The sequence below is a fragment of the Paraburkholderia sp. RHO2 genome (genome assembly GCF_050955445.1).
GTDB classification, from domain to species: Bacteria; Actinomycetota; Actinomycetes; order Mycobacteriales; family Mycobacteriaceae; genus Prescottella; species Prescottella agglutinans_A.
Genome location: NZ_CP162617.1, coordinates 3522604 through 3538066, shown reverse-complemented (window position 1 = coordinate 3538066; position 15463 = coordinate 3522604). Strand labels below are relative to the sequence as shown.

The window sequence follows — 15463 nt, the reverse complement described above, 5'->3', positions numbered from 1 at the left end:
ATCGTTACGGGTGCGTGGGCTTCCAACCGCCGATGCCGATCATGATCAGGCGGAGCTGCTTCTCGGCGCGGTCGATCACCGCGCGTTCGTCGGCCGAACCCGGACGGTCCGACTCGAGCAGGTCGACGACCGCCGCGAGCATCGCCTGCACGATCAGGTCGGCCGCCATCTCGAGGTCGTCGACCGCCCAGTCCACCAGCGCCGGCATGCGTCCGAGGTCGATGGTGAGTTCGCTGGCGAACAGGCGCAGTTCCATGGCGATCGCGCGCCGGACCTCCGGCACGCCGCCGTATCGCTCGCGGGCGACGAATCGGAACTCGGCCTCGTGGGCGCGCACCTGGCGCACGAGAATGTCGAGGGAGTCGCGGGCGTTCTTCGTGCTCGGGGTCCGCCGGGCGTCGCGCAGCATCCGCCGCAGCACGCGCATGCTGTCCTCGGCCAGCGCGACGCCGAGTTCGTCCATCGAGGCGAAGTGTCGATAGAAGGCCGTGGGCACGATGCCCGCGGCGCGCGCGACCTCGCGCAGGCTCACGCTCGCGAAACTGCGGTCGGCGTGGAGTTCGAGGGCCCGGTCCAGCAACGCCTGACGCGTGCGCTCCTTGCGCTGCGCGCGCGTCTCCACCGCTTCGGTCACGGCGTCGAGTCTAGGCACTGTGACCCACACCCCGGACGACCGTTGCGGTGACCGGTGTCACGTTTCTCCGGGATTGACAGGTAGGGGGTAACCGCGCTCACACTAGTCAGTGTACGAGTGTGCACTGAAAATCTCTCGTGAGGAGATGATCATGACGACGCGTTCCTCCCTCCGCTCGAGGTGTCGACCGCTTCTGCCCCTGTTCGAAGCGCTCGCGACACCCCATGCGGTGGACCGCTATCTCGAACTCCTGGACCCGATGGCCACGGCGCGTGAGATGCGGGCCCGCGTCGTGCGGGTCACGCGGCCCACGCCGGACTCGGTGGTGCTGGAGCTGCGTCCCACCCGGCACTGGCGGGGCTTCCGGGCGGGCCAGTTCGTGCAGGTCGACGTCGTCATCGGCGGCGTGCGGCACACGCGGTGCTACTCGCCGATCGGGGCCGAGGATGGTTCGCGGGACTCGATCCGGCTGATCGTGCGGGCCCACCCCGGCGGGCTGGTCTCGCAGTATCTGGTCGGGCAAGCCGCCGTCGGCATGGTGGTCGATCTGTCCACGGCGGCAGGAGACTTCGCACTGCCTGCGCCGCGGCCGGCGGACGTCGTCCTGGTCAGCGGCGGCAGCGGCATCACCCCGGTGCTGTCGATGCTGCACACCCTCGTCGACGAGGGGTTCGCCGGATCGATCGCCTTTCTGCACTACACCCGCACGCTGGACGACGTTCCGGTCCTGGGCGAACTGCGGGCGATCGGGGAGGCGCGTAAGAACGTGACGGTACGCGTCGTCGAAACCTCGGTCGAGGGGCGCTTCCAGCGTGAACATCTCGACGCGGTCGCCCCGTGGTTCGGGTCGGAATCCGAGGTGTTCGTGTGCGGACCCGACGCGCTCGAGACGTCGGTCCGGGAGCTTCTCGATGCCGGCGGATTCGGTGCACATATGCACACCGAGAGGTTCCGGATCGACCCGCCGACGCCGACGGGGCCCGCGGAGGGCGTGGTGTCGTTCGCGTGCAGCGGTGTCTCCGCCGAGAACACCGGGGCGAGTCTGCTCGAGCAGGCCGAGGCGGCGGGTCTGCAACCGGAGTACGGCTGCCGGATGGGGATCTGCTTCTCGTGCACCGCGGTCAAGCGGTCCGGGCGCACCCGCAACCTGCGCACCGGCGACACCCACGACGACCCGGGGCAATCGATCCAGCTGTGCATCTCGGCACCCGTCGGGGACGTCGAGATCGACGTCTGACCACACCGGTCCACCACGATCAGAGGAGAAACCCATGTTCGGAATCGGTCTTCCCGGGTTCCTGGCCCTGCCCGGGTTCCTGAGATTCGGTGCTCGCGACCCGGAATCGGAGGTGACGGTCATCGGGTATGACGACGTCGAGGCGCTCGGGCGCGAACTCGACGCGCTGCGGGACGAGGTCGTCGCCGATCTCGGCGCCGCCGACCGCGAGTACATCTATCGGATCATCAAGGCGCAGCGTGGTTTCGAGGTGGCCGGCCGCGGCCTGATGTACCTGGGCTTCCTGCCGCCGTTCTGGTTGGCCGGTGTGGGGGCGCTGTCGATCTCGAAGATCCTCGACAACATGGAGATCGGGCACAACGTCATGCACGGCCAGTACGACTGGATGCGTGAGCCCGGCCTGAACTCGCGGGTGTTCGAGTGGGACACCGTGTGCCCGGCGGATCAGTGGAAGCACTCGCACAACTACCTGCACCACACGTACACCAACATCGTCGGACGCGACCGGGACATCGGCTACGGCATCCTGCGGATGGACGAGGCGCAGCGCTGGAACGCCTACTACCTCGGTAATCCGCTGTACGCGACCGCGCTGATGTTCGTGTTCGAGTGGGGTGTGATGCTGCACGACCTCGAGGCCGAGAACGTGATCCAGGGCAAACGCAGTTGGGCGGACGTCGCACCGCTGGTGCGGGGGTGGTGGCGGAAGGCCGGCCGCCAGGTGCTCAAGGACTACGTGCTGTTCCCGGCGCTCACCGGCCCGCTGTTCGTCTCGACGCTGCTCGGGAATGCGACCGCCAACGTGGTCCGCAATGTGTGGGCGTACTCGATCATCTTCTGTGGCCACTTCCCGTCGGGCGTGCAGAGTTTCACCGAGGAGGAGACGGCCGACGAGACCCGCGGCCAGTGGTACGTGCGGCAGATGCTCGGCAGCGCGAACATTACGGGAAGCCCGCTGTTCCACGTCATGTCCGGCAATCTGTCGCACCAGATCGAGCACCACCTGTTCCCGGACATCCCGGCGCACCGGTACCCGGAGATGGCGCCGCGGGTGCGGGAACTGTGCGAACGCTACGGCCTGCCGTACAACACCGGCGGCTTCTTCCGGCAGATCGGCACCGTATGGGCCAAGATCTTCCGGCTGGCGCTGCCGCCGTCGCTCGTCGGCCCGGCGCCGGTGCGCGGTGTTATCGTCGAGCGTCGGAAGACCGCCGCATGAGAGGCACGTCGAACATGGTGGGGAAGTTCGAGCGAGGCAAGGACACGGTGCAGGAGCTCACCGAGTCCGCCGCCACACACGTCGGCGCGATCGCGGTGATCATCGCCGGGGCCGTCCGGGACGTCACCCGGGAGGTGGGGGACTGGATCACCGATGGAATCGAGATGCGCGAGGCCGCACGGAAGGCGCGCGAAGACGGGGAACGGTCGGAAGTCGACGAGAGCTGAATCCGGACAAAGAAATCGGGCCCGGCACCTCTGACAGGTGCCGGGCCGATTCCGTGCGTGGGTCGATCAGATGACGCCCATGGCGAACATCGCGTCGGCGACCTTGACGAAGCCGGCGATGTTGGCACCCAGGACGTAGTCGCCCGGCTTGCCGTACTCCTCGGCGGTGGTGGAGCAGCGCTCGTGGATGCCGCGCATGATCTTCGACAGGCGCTCGTCCGTGTAGGAGAAGCTCCAGGAGTCACGCGACGCGTTCTGCTGCATCTCCAGCGCGGAGGTCGCGACGCCACCGGCGTTGGCGGCCTTGCCCGGCGCGAAGGCGATGCCGGCCTCGCGGAACACCGCGATGCCGCCCGGGGTGGTGGGCATGTTGGCGCCCTCGGCGACGGCCTTGACGCCGTTGTTCACCAGGACCTTCGCGGAGACGTCGTCCAGCTCGTTCTGCGTGGCACACGGCAGCGCAATGTCACACGGCACGTTCCAGATGTTGCCGCCCGGGAAGTACTGGGCGTCGGGACGCTCGTCGACGTACTCGGAGATGCGGCCGCGACGGACCTCCTTGATCTCCTTGAGCAGGTCGAGGTCGATGCCGTTGTTGTCGACGATGTAGCCCGACGAGTCGGAGCAGGCGATGGCCGTGCCGCCGAGCTGGTGGAGCTTTTCCATAGCGTAGATCGCGACGTTGCCCGAACCGGAGACGACGGCCTTCTTGCCTTCGATGGAATCGCCCTTGGCGGCCATCATCTCGGCGACGAAGTAGGCGGCACCGTAACCGGTGGCCTCCTTGCGGACCATCGAGCCGCCCCAGGTGAGGCCCTTGCCGGTGAGGACGCCCGACTCGTACGAGTTGTTGAGGCGCTTGTACTGGCCGAACAGGTAGCCGATCTCGCGGCCGCCGACGCCGATGTCACCCGCGGGGACGTCGGTGTACTCGCCGATGTGGCGCTGCAGCTCGGTCATGAACGACTGGCAGAAGCGCATGATCTCGGCTTCGGACTTGCCCTTGGGGTCGAAGTCCGAACCGCCCTTGCCGCCGCCGATGGGCAGGCCGGTGAGGGAGTTCTTGAAGATCTGCTCGAAGCCGAGGAACTTGACGATGCCGAGGTTGACGCTCGGGTGGAATCGCAGGCCGCCCTTGTAGGGGCCGAGCACGCTGTTGTACTGCACGCGGAAACCGCGGTTGACGTGGATGTTTCCGTTGTCGTCCTGCCACGGAACGCGGAAGATGATCTGCCGCTCGGGCTCGCATAGACGCTCGATCAGGGCACCGTCGGCATAGTTCGGGTGCCGATCGAGAACCACGGTGAGCGACTCGAAGACCTCGGCGACCGCCTGGTGGAACTCCGGCTCGCCAGCATTGCGAAGGAGTACCTGCTTGTAGATCTCCTCAACGCGGTCGCGTACAGACAACTTTCACCTACCTGATTCCGTGAGAACTTTTTAATCTTTCTGTTACAGGCTAGTCCGCAAAGTGGGGCGAATTCGACGGTAACCAGGGGAAAGTGAGATTAGCCACGTGTAAACATCACGTTACCGAGTGCTCACACCTGGGCAAATGGCGTACGGAATCCCGTCGGCGCTCCCTCTGCCGGGCGGGGAGCGGCACGCGCGGCAAGTCTCAATTTTCACATCAATCACATTGGTAACGCGAACGTCTTGGGTGTGACATGGTTTGCTGTTGATCAATGCACATCTTCGGGGGGAGAGCGCGATGGGCTGCGCACGGATTGCCTCCCGCTACCTGGAAGGAAGCGGTCTGTGAGAGCAGTGAATCGGGGGTGGACCGCCGCGCTGTCGGCGGCCGCACTGACGGTCGGTCTGTCGGTAGGCATGGCGACCCCGGCCGGCGCGGTCGGCGGACCGTGCGGGCAGAACGGCAACGGCAGCGGAAGTCTCGGCAGCTCGGGCAGTTCCGGTAGTTCGGGGAGCGTCGGCAGTTCCGGCAGTCTCGGCAGCCTGAGCTCGGGCAGCCTGGGCAGCGCGACGGGTTCGCTGATGAACTCCCTCCCGTGGATCACCGGCGCGCCCAACGGTGCACTGCCGGTCCTCTCCGGTCGCACCAAGGCACTCGAGATGGTCACCGGGCCGGGCAGTCCCAACGACAGCATCAACCGATTCAGCGTCTCGGGCACCGACCTCGGGATCATGTGGGACAACGGCAGGACCGGCGACCGCAAGAACGTCATGATGCTCTTCGGCGACACGGTCGGAGACTGTGGCATCGAGGGCGACCAGTGGCGCAGCAACGTCCTGTTCCGCAGCACCGACGAGAGCCTCGGTGACGGCATGAGGATCCTCAACTCGCCCCTCGCTCCGCCGCCGGCGGAGAACTTCTCGAAGCAGGTCATCAAGGGTCTGCTCTCCAATGGACCCGGCGAGCTGGGCAATCCCGAGTTCACCGTCATCCCCACCGGCGGTGTGGCGGTCGACGGTACCCAGTACGTGCGGTGGATGTCCGTCCGGTCCTGGGACACGCCGGGCGAGTGGACCACGAACTACTCCGGGCTTGCGGTCTCCGAAGACAACGGCAACACCTGGACCACCGATCTGCGGACTGTGCGGATCAATCGCGAAGGCGTCTTCGACACGCCGATTCCGATCCCCGGCGTCGACGACATTCCGGCGTTCTCGACGAACAACGCGAACTGGCAGATGAGCGCGTTCGTGCCCAACCGCGGAGACGGATTCGTCTACGAATTCGGCACCCCCTCAGGGCGTTCCGGTTCCGCGCGCCTGGCCCGTGTGCCGGCGAACACCACGGACATCGTCGATCCGGACAAATACGAGTACTGGACTGGCTCTGCCTGGGTATCGGACATCACCCAGGCGACGCCGGTGATCAAGGCGCCGGTCAGCGAACTGTCGGTGCAGTGGAACGACTATCTGCAGAAGTACGTCGCGATGTACTCGGACGTGGAAGGTCTCAAGATCCGGCAGGCCGACGATCCGCAGGGGCCGTGGAGCGGTAGCCAGACGCTCATCGGCTCGGCCACGCTGCCGGGTCTGTACGGCGGGTTCATGCACCCGTGGTCGACGGGCGCGGACCTGTACTTCGTGCTGACGACGTGGGACCGCTACAACGTGATCTACATGCGGACCGACCTGCGGCGGATCTCCATGTCGGCGACCGATCAGCTCGACCGCCCGGACCCGGCCGCCACCGGCGAGCAGCGTCTCGAGGGCTTCGATACGCCCGAGGGATTCGTCGAGACCGTCGACGGCGAGTGAACGCACGCAGTTCGTGACGACGCGGCCCGTTCCCGGTTCGGGGGCGGGCCGCGTTCGTATTCGAATACGCCCCCGGTTCCGGCCGCCGTGCAGTAGGTTGCGCGCTATGGGGAGGCTCGGAAGATCGACTCGGGGGTTGGTGATTTCGGCGGCGGTTGCGGCGGTGAGCACCGTGATGGCAACGCCGGCAACGGGTTCGCCCATCGCTGCGGGGTGTGGCGGCTGGCGGGTCGAGACCGTGGCGCAGGGGTTGGAACAGCTCGAGAACCTCGAACCGGACGCCCGGGGTGGCGTCTATCTGGCCGGCGACTCGAAGGTCTATCACGTCGACGCCGACGGCCGGGTGAGCACGGTCGTCGAGCACATGGCGGCCCCCGGCGGGCTGCAACTCGACGGATCCGACCTCTACTTCCTGACCCGCCAGGACGGCAAACTGTGGCAATTGGACACCACGACAGGACAATTGACCGACCGCGGCGCGCTCGGCGGGAACGGGCTGCTGCGCCTTCCTGGTGGGGACCTGCTGACAACCTGGGTGGGCACCGAAGGCGGACCGCCGATGGGTGTGACTCGTTACCGATCCGACTCCGGGCACGTCGAACCGAACTGGTCGCCGGTGCCCCGTGGGGAGGGCTTGGCCGCGAGCCCTGATGGGCGCGTCGTCTACACCGACGATTTGTTCACCGGACAGATCTACCGCGTGCCGCTGGTCGATCCGGCGCGGTGGTCGGTCGTCACGCGGATTCCCGGCTTGTTGCCGGGCGCGGACGATCTGACGATGTCGCGGTCCGGGGTGCTCTATGTCGCGGCGCACATCGAGGGCGCGATCTACGCCGTGGATCCGGAGACCGGTGCGAGTTGTGTCGTCGCGTCGGGCCTGTCGAACGGGTGGCAGGGTCCGAGTTCGGTGCGCATCGGGCGGGCCGGCGACGGTTGGGCGCTCTACGTCACATCGTTCGACGGCACGCTACGGCGCATGCACCCGCCGAGCGGCGTCGATCTCGCGCCCAGTGCATGACCGTGGAGTACGGAGCCGCGACCTCAGTCCCGCCATACGGATGTGTACTCGTACCAAGGCCCACCGAGGTGCGTCGACGAGAAGTCGTCGAACCCGGCGGGGTCCCCGTCGGGTGAGTAGACCCAACCGCTGCCGGCTCCGAACGGAAACCAGGACGCTTCTTCGAAGTAGACCTCGCCGTCGCACCCCTCGAACACCGCGGAGATGTCGAACCGGCCGATCTCCAGGTTCTCGCGAGAGTGGTCGCCACTGGCGAGCAGTTCCCGAGCAGCCCGTTCGAACTCCGGTCGCATCTCGTCGAACGGCGTCGGTTGCACCAGGACGCCGATCACGATGCCGCCCAGCACGACCGCCGGGGCCGGGAGAATCCACCACGACCAGCGACGTTCCTCGACGACGAACACCAGTGTGCGGATCGCCCAGACCAGCCCCACGACGCCGAGCGCCAGAACCGCGCCGGCGCAGACGAGGAGCGGCTCGGCCCAGTGCAGGGCGCCGAATCGTGAAGGCCACCAACCGTAGCGGAGGCAGAGCAACACGCCGACGGCGAGCGCGGTGAGCGCGGGGACGACCGGGCCGGGTGGTCGATATCGTCTGCGCCTGATCACAAACCCTTGACCGCGGTGCCGTCCCACCGTGGATCGGCCAACAGTTCCGGTGCCGGACCGACGAAGGCGCGCGCGGCGTCGGCGTCGTCGGTGAGGGTGAAGCGCAGCCACGCGGTGAGATATCCGCGGAATCCGCCGCCGTCGGTGGGCCAGTTGTGGCCCACCCCCAGCAGGCGGCCGCGGGCCGCGGGTCCCGGGCTCACGGCGTGGAAGGCGGCCTGCGGTATGGCCGTCGAGACCGGATCCTCGGCGCCCGTCATGTAGAACACCGGACCTGTCAGTCGGGTCACGTCGAACACGTCGACGGGACGACTGGCCCACCAGGGATCGGGCAGGTCGAGCACGGCGGTGGAGGTGATGAGTCCGTCGGAGTGGGTGCTGGCATTGATCGATCCGCCGGCGCCCTGCGAATGTCCGACGGCCGCGACGTGAGCGACGTCGATGCGATCGTGAAAGACGCTGTCCGGGTTGTCGTTCTGCGCCAGGATGTAGCGTGCTGCCGCCAGGATCTCGGTCCCGTCGCCGGTGACGCTGCTGTCGGCGACCACGACGACGAAGCCCCACGAGGCCAGGTGACGCAGCAACTCCTCGTACTGCTCGTACGTCGCGTAGCTGCCGTTGCCGAAGGTGACCACCGGATGGCGGTCGGGGCTGGTGGCGATGTCGGCGGGGTGGAAGATCTGGTACCCGGGCACCGCAACCGAGGTGACGTCGTGGACGCCGGTGGCCGCGTACCGCTCGCTGACGGATTGCCCTGCCGGAGCGGCGGGATCGGCCGGCGCCGTGGGACCCGGCGCGGGAACCGATGCGAGGGCCGGTGCCGAGAATCCGGACGCGATCGGCATTGCGAGGATCGCGGCGAGGAGCAGTGTCCGGGTGCGTCGGGTGGTGGGCAGCAGAGGTCGTCGTAACGTCACGGACGCAGCCTAACTAGATCATCGCGGCGATTCTCGTCATGAGCGTGCGTTCTTGATCTTCTGGCGCCAGCGCTGCGCGAAGGTGCACCACGGAAGGCGCGCCGCCAGCCTACGCCTCGGACCTGCGATTATGGTGCCCCCGGCAGGAATCGAACCTGCGACCTAGAGATTAGAAGGCTCTTGCTCTATCCAACTGAGCTACGGAGGCGCGGCCAAGAGCATACCCGCTGAACCGCGGTGCCTTGTGCATCCGGGTGGCCGGTGGTGTCAGCTCCAGAGCGTCACGTGCACCTTGGGCTTGAAGTGGGTGACCTCGACGCCGGTGCCGCGGATCATCGCCTGGATGCAGCGGGGGGTGCTGACGAAGTGCAGCAGTTCGGACGCGGCGGGCTGCAGGTGCTGGTGGTGCAGCGTCGTGGCGCACCATTCGCCGGCGGCGCGTAGGTCCGGTCCCTCGACGAGCCCGAGGGCGCCGCCGGACAGTTCGTCGCTGACGGCGAAGCCGAGCGCCAGGGTCAGGGCGGACGATCGGCGGACGGCTTCGACGGCCGCGGCGTCGCTCTGGAAGATCCGCTGCCGGTCCCGCGGGATGTCGAGGATGCGCAGCAAGTGGCGCATCACCCCGTCGCCGCCGGCGGCGGACGGCCCGAGGAACCACGGCTGTTCCCGCAGTCGCTGCAGCGCGGGGCGGGTGTGGGCCATGGGGTGTTCCGGTGCGCACACCGTCAGCACCTCGTAGTGCAGGAACGGATGCACGCACAGCGGTTGGTGATTGCCGAGCACCCGGGGGCCCAGCGCGACGTCGACGGCGCGCGACGAGATGAGGCTCCCGAACTGCCGGACGGGGTGGACGCTCAGTTCCACCGAAAGGTCCTTCGCGCGCCCGGCGAACAGGTCGATGAGACCGGGCGCGGCGTGCTCGGCGAACAGCGGCGACGCGGCGATCCGGAGCAGGCGTCGCCCGTGCCCGGCCTGACTGACCTCGAGCGCCGTCTGTCGTTGCAGTCCGAGGATCTCGACGGCGCGGCTCGCGAGGCGCAGCCCGCCGGGGGTGAAGGCCAGACCGGACGGTCGGCGACTGTAGAGCGGGTCGTCGAGTTCCTTGCGGAGCTGGGCGATATGCATCGAGACGCCCGAATCCGTCATGCCCAATTCCCGCGCCGCCGCTCGAACCGATCCGAGCCGCACCACCGCGGAATAGGCTCGCAGTTGAGCGGGAGTCACGCTGTCGAGCCTACGACGGCGTCCCCGCCCGCAACCCGCGAATGACCCGGTCTCACCAGCGGCGACGGCCGGGGCTGGAGGCTGACGCGATGCGCGACGTCTTGTCCGATCTGCTCGCAATCTGGCGGGCCGGCGACACCGCAGGGCTGGGCACCGTCGTCGCGACATTCCGGTCCGCGCCGCGGGATCCGGGGGCGGCGATGGTGGTCGCCCCGGACGGTCGGGTCGCCGGATCGGTCTCGGGCGGGTGCGTCGAGGGCGCGGTGTACGAGCTGGCGTCGGAGGTCGTGGCGACCGGCGAACCGGTCCTCGAGCGGTACGGCGTGAGCGACGAGGACGCGTTCGCGGTCGGGCTCACGTGCGGCGGCATCCTGGACGTGTTCGTCGAACCGGTGTCGCGCCGCACGTTTCCCGACCTCGACGTCGTCGCCGCGGACATCGCGGCCCGCCGACCGGTCGCGGTGGCCACCGTCATCGGGGACACCGCTCGCGTGGATGGCGGCCGGGTCGGTCGTCGCCTCGTCATCCGCCCGGACACGACGAGCGGAACCCTCGGCTCGGCTCGCGCCGACCAGGCCGTCACCGACGACGGGCGGGGGCTTCTCGCGGCCGGACGCACCGCGGTGCTCGAGTACGGGCCGGACGGTCAGCGTCGCGGTGAGGGCCTGCGGGTGTTCGTCGCGAGCTATGCGCCGCCGCCGCGGATGCTGGTGTTCGGGGCGATCGACTTCGCGGCCGCGGTCGCGCGGCAGGGCGCGTTCCTCGGCTATCGCGTCACCGTGTGCGACGCGCGCGAGGTGTTCGCGACCGCGAGTCGGTTCCCGACCGCCGACGAGGTGATCGTCGACTGGCCGCACCGCTACCTCGCGGCGCAGGCCGAGGCCGGCGCGATCGACGGCCGCACCGTGATCTGCGTGCTCACGCATGATCCCAAGTTCGACGTCCCGCTGCTCGAGGTCGCGCTGCGGCTGCCCCGGGTGGGGTACGTGGGGGCGATGGGGTCCGAGCGCACCCACCTCGATCGGCTTGCCCGGCTGCGCGAGGCCGGTCTCACAGACGACGAACTGTCCGGATTGTCGAGCCCGATCGGGCTCGATCTCGGTGCGCGGACCCCGGAGGAGACCGCGGTCTCGATCGCGGCCGAGATCATCGCGCGCCGGTGGGGCGGGCACGGTCGACCCCTGCGTGACCTGCACGGACGTATCCACCACGAACAATCCGGATGATCGCGACGGGCGAGTCGGCACCGTGATCCAGCGATGGCTTAACCGGCCTTGACGCCACCTCCCGCGGGGCACACGCTGGAAGCATCCCGCACTGTGAGGAGTGCCACATGCAGGTCCCGGGACTGTTCGAATACGAGCGCGCCACCGACGTCGAGAACGCGATCGCGCTGCTCGACCGTCTGGGGGACGAGGCGCGGGTCGTCGCGGGAGGGCACAGCCTGCTGCCGATGATGAAGCTGCGCCTGGCCAACCCCGAGTACCTCATCGACATCAACGACCTCGTCGGCGAACTCGGCCACATCGCGGCGGACGGGGATCCGGTACGCATCGGCGCGATGGTGCGGCACCGCCAGATCCTCGAGTCCGACGACCTGGCGGCGGCGTTCCCAATCTTTCGGGACGCCGAGCGGGTGATCGCCGACCCGGTGGTCCGAAACCGCGGCACCATCGGCGGCTCGCTGTGCCAGGCCGATCCGGCCGAGGACCTGACCACCGTGTGCTCGGTGGTCGGCGCCGTGTGCGTGATCCGCGGGCCGACCGGCGTGCGAGAGGTGCCGATGACCGAGTTCCTGGTCGGGCCGTACGAGACCGCGGTACGTGGCAACGAGATTCTGATCGAGGTCCGGATACCTCGGGACCGCTCGGGATCGAGCGCGTACACGAAAGCGAAACGGCGCGTTGGAGACTGGGCCATCGCCGCCGCCGGGGCGGCCCTGTGGCTGGACGGCGACCGGATCGGCGGGGCATCCGTCGGGCTCACCGCCGTGGAACCGGACGCCAACCGGGTGGCGGCCATCGGCGAGTTCCTGAGCGGGCAGCCCGCGACGGAGGAGACGTTCCGGCGGGCCGGTCGGCTCGCCGGGCAGGCGTGCGAGCCGGTCACCGACCCGCGTGGCACCGCCGCCTACAAGCGTCACCTCGCCGACGAACTGACCGTCCGCTCGCTGCGCACCGCCGCCGAACGGGCCGCAGCCACACGATCGGAGACGTGAGATGCAGGTGACGATGACGGTCAACGGCACCGAGGTGACCGAGGACGTCGAGCCGCGCATGCTGCTGGTGCACTTCCTGCGAGACCGGTTGGGGCTCACCGGGACCCACTGGGGCTGCGACACCAGCAACTGCGGCACGTGCGTGGTGTCGGTGGACGGCGAACCGGTGAAGTCGTGCACCATGCTCGCGGTCATGGCCGGGGGCCGCGCCGTGCGCACCGTCGAGGGTCTGGCACAGGACGGGGTCCTGGACCCCGTGCAGGAGGGCTTCATGCAGTGCCACGGGCTGCAATGCGGGTTCTGCACGCCCGGGATGATGATCACCGCCCGCGCCCTGCTCGACCGCGACCCGGACCCCGACGAGCAGACCATCCGCGAGGCCATCTCCGGCCAGATCTGCCGCTGCACCGGCTACACCACGATCGTCCGCTCGGTCCGCTGGGCCGCCGAGCACAGCGGGGCGACCACCGACACCGTCACGACGGGAGGAACGACGTGACCACACTCGAGCCCGAGACGACGGAGCCAGCGGGAATCGCCGATCCCGACAGCACCGCCAACGACGGCAAGCCGTGCGGACACGGCCGGATGCTGCGCAAGGAGGACCCGCGGTTCATCCGCGGACAGGGGCGCTACGTCGACGACGTCCAGCTGCCCGGCATGCTGCACCTGGCGATCCTCCGCTCGCCGGTCGCGCACGCGCGCGTGGTGCGGGTGGACACCACTGCCGCGCAGGCGCATCCGAAGGTCGCGGCGGTCGTCACCGGCGCCGACCTCGCGGAGAAGGGGCTGGCGTGGATGCCGACGCTGTCCAACGACGTGCAGGCGGTGCTCGCCACCGACAAGGTGCGCTTCCAGGGTCAGGAGGTGGCGTTCGTCGTCGCCGAGGACCGGTATTCGGCCCGCGACGCGCTCGAACTCATCGACGTCGAGTACGAACTCCTCGACCCGGTGATCGACGCGCGGACCGCGCTCTCGCCGGACGCCCCGGTGATCCGCACCGACCTGGACGGCAAGACCGACAACCACTGCTTCGACTGGGAGACGGGCGATTCCGACGCCACCGAGGCCGTGTTCGCGAAGGCCGACGTCGTAGTGCGGCAGGAGATCGTCTATCCGCGTGTGCATCCCGCGCCGATGGAGACCTGCGGTGCGGTCGCCGACTACGACGCCGTCGACGGCAAGCTCACGCTGTGGTCCACCAGTCAGGCCCCGCACGCGCACCGCACGCTGTACGCGCTGGTGGCGGGCCTGCCCGAGCACAAGATCCGGGTCATCTCGCCGGACATCGGCGGCGGGTTCGGCAACAAGGTGCCGATCTATCCGGGCTACGTGTGCGCGATCGTCGGGTCGCTGCTCACCGGCAAGCCCGTCAAGTGGATGGAGGACCGCAGCGAGAACCTCACCAGCACCGGCTTCGCGCGCGACTACATCATGGTCGGCGAGATCGCCGCGACCGCCGAGGGGAGGATCCTCGCGATCCGCACCGACGTCCTCGCCGACCACGGTGCGTTCAACGGCACGGCGGCACCGGTGAAGTACCCCGCCGGCTTCTTCGGCGTGTTCACCGGCAGCTACGACCTCGAGGCCGCCTACTGCAAGATGACCGCCGTCTACACGAACAAGGCGCCCGGCGGTGTCGCGTACGCGTGCTCGTTCCGGATCACCGAAGCCGTGTACCTCGTCGAGCGACTCGTCGACTGCCTGGCGTTCGACCTCGGCATGGATCCCGCCGAGTTGCGGCTGAAGAACCTGCTGCGCCCCGACCAGTTCCCGTACACGTCGAAGACCGGATGGAAGTACGACTCCGGTGACTACACGACGACGATGCGCAAGGCCATGGAGATGATCGGCTACGACGACCTGCGCCGCGAGCAGGCCGAGCGGCGCGAGCGCGGCGAACTGATGGGCATCGGGATGTCGTTCTTCACCGAGGCCGTCGGCGCCGGCCCGCGCAAGGACATGGACATCCTCGGCCTGGGCATGGCCGACGGCTGCGAGCTCACCGTGCACCCGACCGGCAAGGCTGTCGTCCGCCTGTCGGTGCAGACGCAGGGCCAGGGCCACGAGACGACGTTCGCGCAGATCGTCGCCGAGGAACTCGGTATCCCGCCCGAGGACATCGACGTGGTGCACGGCGACACCGACAACACCCCGTTCGGGCTCGGCACGTACGGCAGCCGGTCCACCCCGGTGTCCGGAGCCGCGGCCGCGCTGGTGGCCCGCAAGGTCCGCGACAAGGCGCGGATCATCGCGTCCGGCATGCTCGAGGTGTCCGTCGCCGACCTGGAATGGGTGAAGGACGACGACCACGGCGGCGCCTTCCAGGTGAAGGGCGACCCGTCGGCGGCGGTGACGATCCAGGACATCGCGATGCGCTCGTACGGCGCCGGGGACCTGCCGGAGGGCATCGAGGGCGGACTCGAGGCCCAGATCTGTTACAACCCGGAGAATCTCACGTACCCGTACGGCGCCTACTTCTGCGTCGTCGACGTCGATCCGGGCACCGGCGAGGTGGAGGTGCGCCGCTTCCTCGCCGTGGACGACTGCGGCACCCGGATCAACCCGATGATCATCGAGGGGCAGGTGCACGGCGGCATCACCGACGGAATCGGCATGGCGCTCATGGAGATCGTCGCGTTCGACGAGGACGGCAACTGCCTCGGCGGCTCGCTCATGGACTACCTGATCCCCACCGCGGTCGAGGTGCCGCACCTCGAGACCGGGTACACGGTCACCCCGTCCCCGCACCACCCGATCGGGGCCAAGGGAATCGGGGAGAGCGCGACCGTCGGATCGCCGCCGGCGGTGGTGAACGCCGTCGTCGACGCGTTGAAGCCGTTCGGGGTGCGTCACGCGGACATGCCGCTGACGCCGTCACGGGTATGGGAGGCGATGCAGGGTCGGGCGACCCCGCCGATCTGACAAGGAGA

14 protein-coding genes and 1 tRNA gene are annotated in these 15463 nt (G+C 68.5%); 9 read left to right on the top strand and 6 right to left on the bottom strand.

What is annotated here, in order from left to right; all coding sequences use genetic code 11:
• Nucleotides 1-4: 4 nt before the first annotated feature.
• Nucleotides 5-634, bottom strand: coding sequence for a TetR family transcriptional regulator (locus ABTV10_RS16465; RefSeq protein WP_433605590.1), 630 nt, complete (start codon nt 632-634; stop codon nt 5-7).
• A 151-nt stretch (nt 635-785) separates the two neighbouring features.
• Between ABTV10_RS16465 and ABTV10_RS16460 the strand changes: the two genes are divergently transcribed.
• Genes ABTV10_RS16460 through ABTV10_RS16450 form a run of 3 tightly spaced genes read left to right on the top strand, consistent with a single transcriptional unit; the run spans nt 786 to nt 3317 of the window.
• Complete coding sequence (locus tag ABTV10_RS16460; RefSeq protein ID WP_499028561.1) at nt 786-1871, top strand: ferredoxin reductase; 1086 nt, start codon at nt 786-788, stop codon at nt 1869-1871.
• Between the two features lie 34 nt (nt 1872-1905).
• Nucleotides 1906-3090, top strand: coding sequence for a fatty acid desaturase family protein (locus ABTV10_RS16455; protein WP_499028560.1), 1185 nt, complete (start codon nt 1906-1908; stop codon nt 3088-3090).
• On the top strand, nt 3087-3317 hold the full coding sequence (locus tag ABTV10_RS16450) for a hypothetical protein (RefSeq protein ID WP_499028558.1): 231 nt from the start codon (nt 3087-3089) through the stop codon (nt 3315-3317). The genes ABTV10_RS16455 and ABTV10_RS16450 overlap by 4 nt, the downstream gene beginning before the upstream one ends.
• 66 nt (nt 3318-3383) lie before the next feature.
• Here ABTV10_RS16450 and gdhA read toward each other — a convergent pair whose 3' ends face one another.
• Complete coding sequence (gene gdhA / locus ABTV10_RS16445; protein ID WP_433605584.1) at nt 3384-4727, bottom strand: NADP-specific glutamate dehydrogenase; 1344 nt, start codon at nt 4725-4727, stop codon at nt 3384-3386.
• A 348-nt stretch (nt 4728-5075) separates the two neighbouring features.
• Between gdhA and ABTV10_RS16440 the strand changes: the two genes are divergently transcribed.
• Both ABTV10_RS16440 and ABTV10_RS16435 read left to right on the top strand, forming a co-directional pair.
• Nucleotides 5076-6545 carry a glycoside hydrolase family 183 protein gene (locus tag ABTV10_RS16440; protein ID WP_499028556.1) on the top strand — a complete coding sequence of 490 codons (1470 nt, stop codon included), beginning with the start codon at nt 5076-5078 and terminating at the stop codon, nt 6543-6545.
• A gap of 163 nt (nt 6546-6708) precedes the next feature.
• A complete protein-coding gene (locus ABTV10_RS16435; protein WP_499028555.1) occupies nt 6709-7563 on the top strand; it encodes an SMP-30/gluconolactonase/LRE family protein in 855 nt (284 codons plus the stop codon).
• Nucleotides 7564-7586: 23 nt separating this feature from the next.
• Here ABTV10_RS16435 and ABTV10_RS16430 read toward each other — a convergent pair whose 3' ends face one another.
• From ABTV10_RS16430 to ABTV10_RS16415, 4 genes are all read right to left on the bottom strand, one after another.
• Complete coding sequence (locus ABTV10_RS16430) at nt 7587-8171, bottom strand: hypothetical protein (RefSeq protein WP_499028553.1); 585 nt, start codon at nt 8169-8171, stop codon at nt 7587-7589.
• Nucleotides 8168-9088, bottom strand: a complete 921-nt coding sequence (locus tag ABTV10_RS16425; protein ID WP_499028551.1) for a poly(ethylene terephthalate) hydrolase family protein — start codon at nt 9086-9088, stop codon at nt 8168-8170. The genes ABTV10_RS16430 and ABTV10_RS16425 overlap by 4 nt, the downstream gene beginning before the upstream one ends.
• A 131-nt stretch (nt 9089-9219) precedes the next feature.
• Nucleotides 9220-9296, bottom strand: a tRNA-Arg gene (locus ABTV10_RS16420).
• A 59-nt stretch (nt 9297-9355) separates the two neighbouring features.
• On the bottom strand, nt 9356-10312 hold the full coding sequence (locus ABTV10_RS16415) for a LysR family transcriptional regulator (protein WP_499028549.1): 957 nt from the start codon (nt 10310-10312) through the stop codon (nt 9356-9358).
• Between the two features lie 89 nt (nt 10313-10401).
• Here ABTV10_RS16415 and ABTV10_RS16410 point away from each other — a divergent pair, with 89 nt between their 5' ends.
• The 4 genes from ABTV10_RS16410 (at nt 10402) to ABTV10_RS16395 (ending at nt 15455) form a co-directional block, all read left to right on the top strand.
• Nucleotides 10402-11538: an XdhC family protein gene (locus tag ABTV10_RS16410; RefSeq protein ID WP_499028548.1), complete on the top strand. Its 1137-nt coding sequence runs from the start codon at nt 10402-10404 to the stop codon at nt 11536-11538.
• A gap of 107 nt (nt 11539-11645) precedes the next feature.
• Nucleotides 11646-12530, top strand: a complete 885-nt coding sequence (locus ABTV10_RS16405) for an FAD binding domain-containing protein (protein ID WP_499028546.1) — start codon at nt 11646-11648, stop codon at nt 12528-12530.
• 1 nt (nt 12531) lies between these two features.
• On the top strand, nt 12532-13029 hold the full coding sequence (locus ABTV10_RS16400) for a (2Fe-2S)-binding protein (protein WP_433605569.1): 498 nt from the start codon (nt 12532-12534) through the stop codon (nt 13027-13029).
• On the top strand, nt 13026-15455 hold the full coding sequence (locus ABTV10_RS16395) for an aerobic carbon-monoxide dehydrogenase large subunit (RefSeq protein WP_499028544.1): 2430 nt from the start codon (nt 13026-13028) through the stop codon (nt 15453-15455). The genes ABTV10_RS16400 and ABTV10_RS16395 overlap by 4 nt, the downstream gene beginning before the upstream one ends.
• Nucleotides 15456-15463 lie beyond the last annotated feature (8 nt).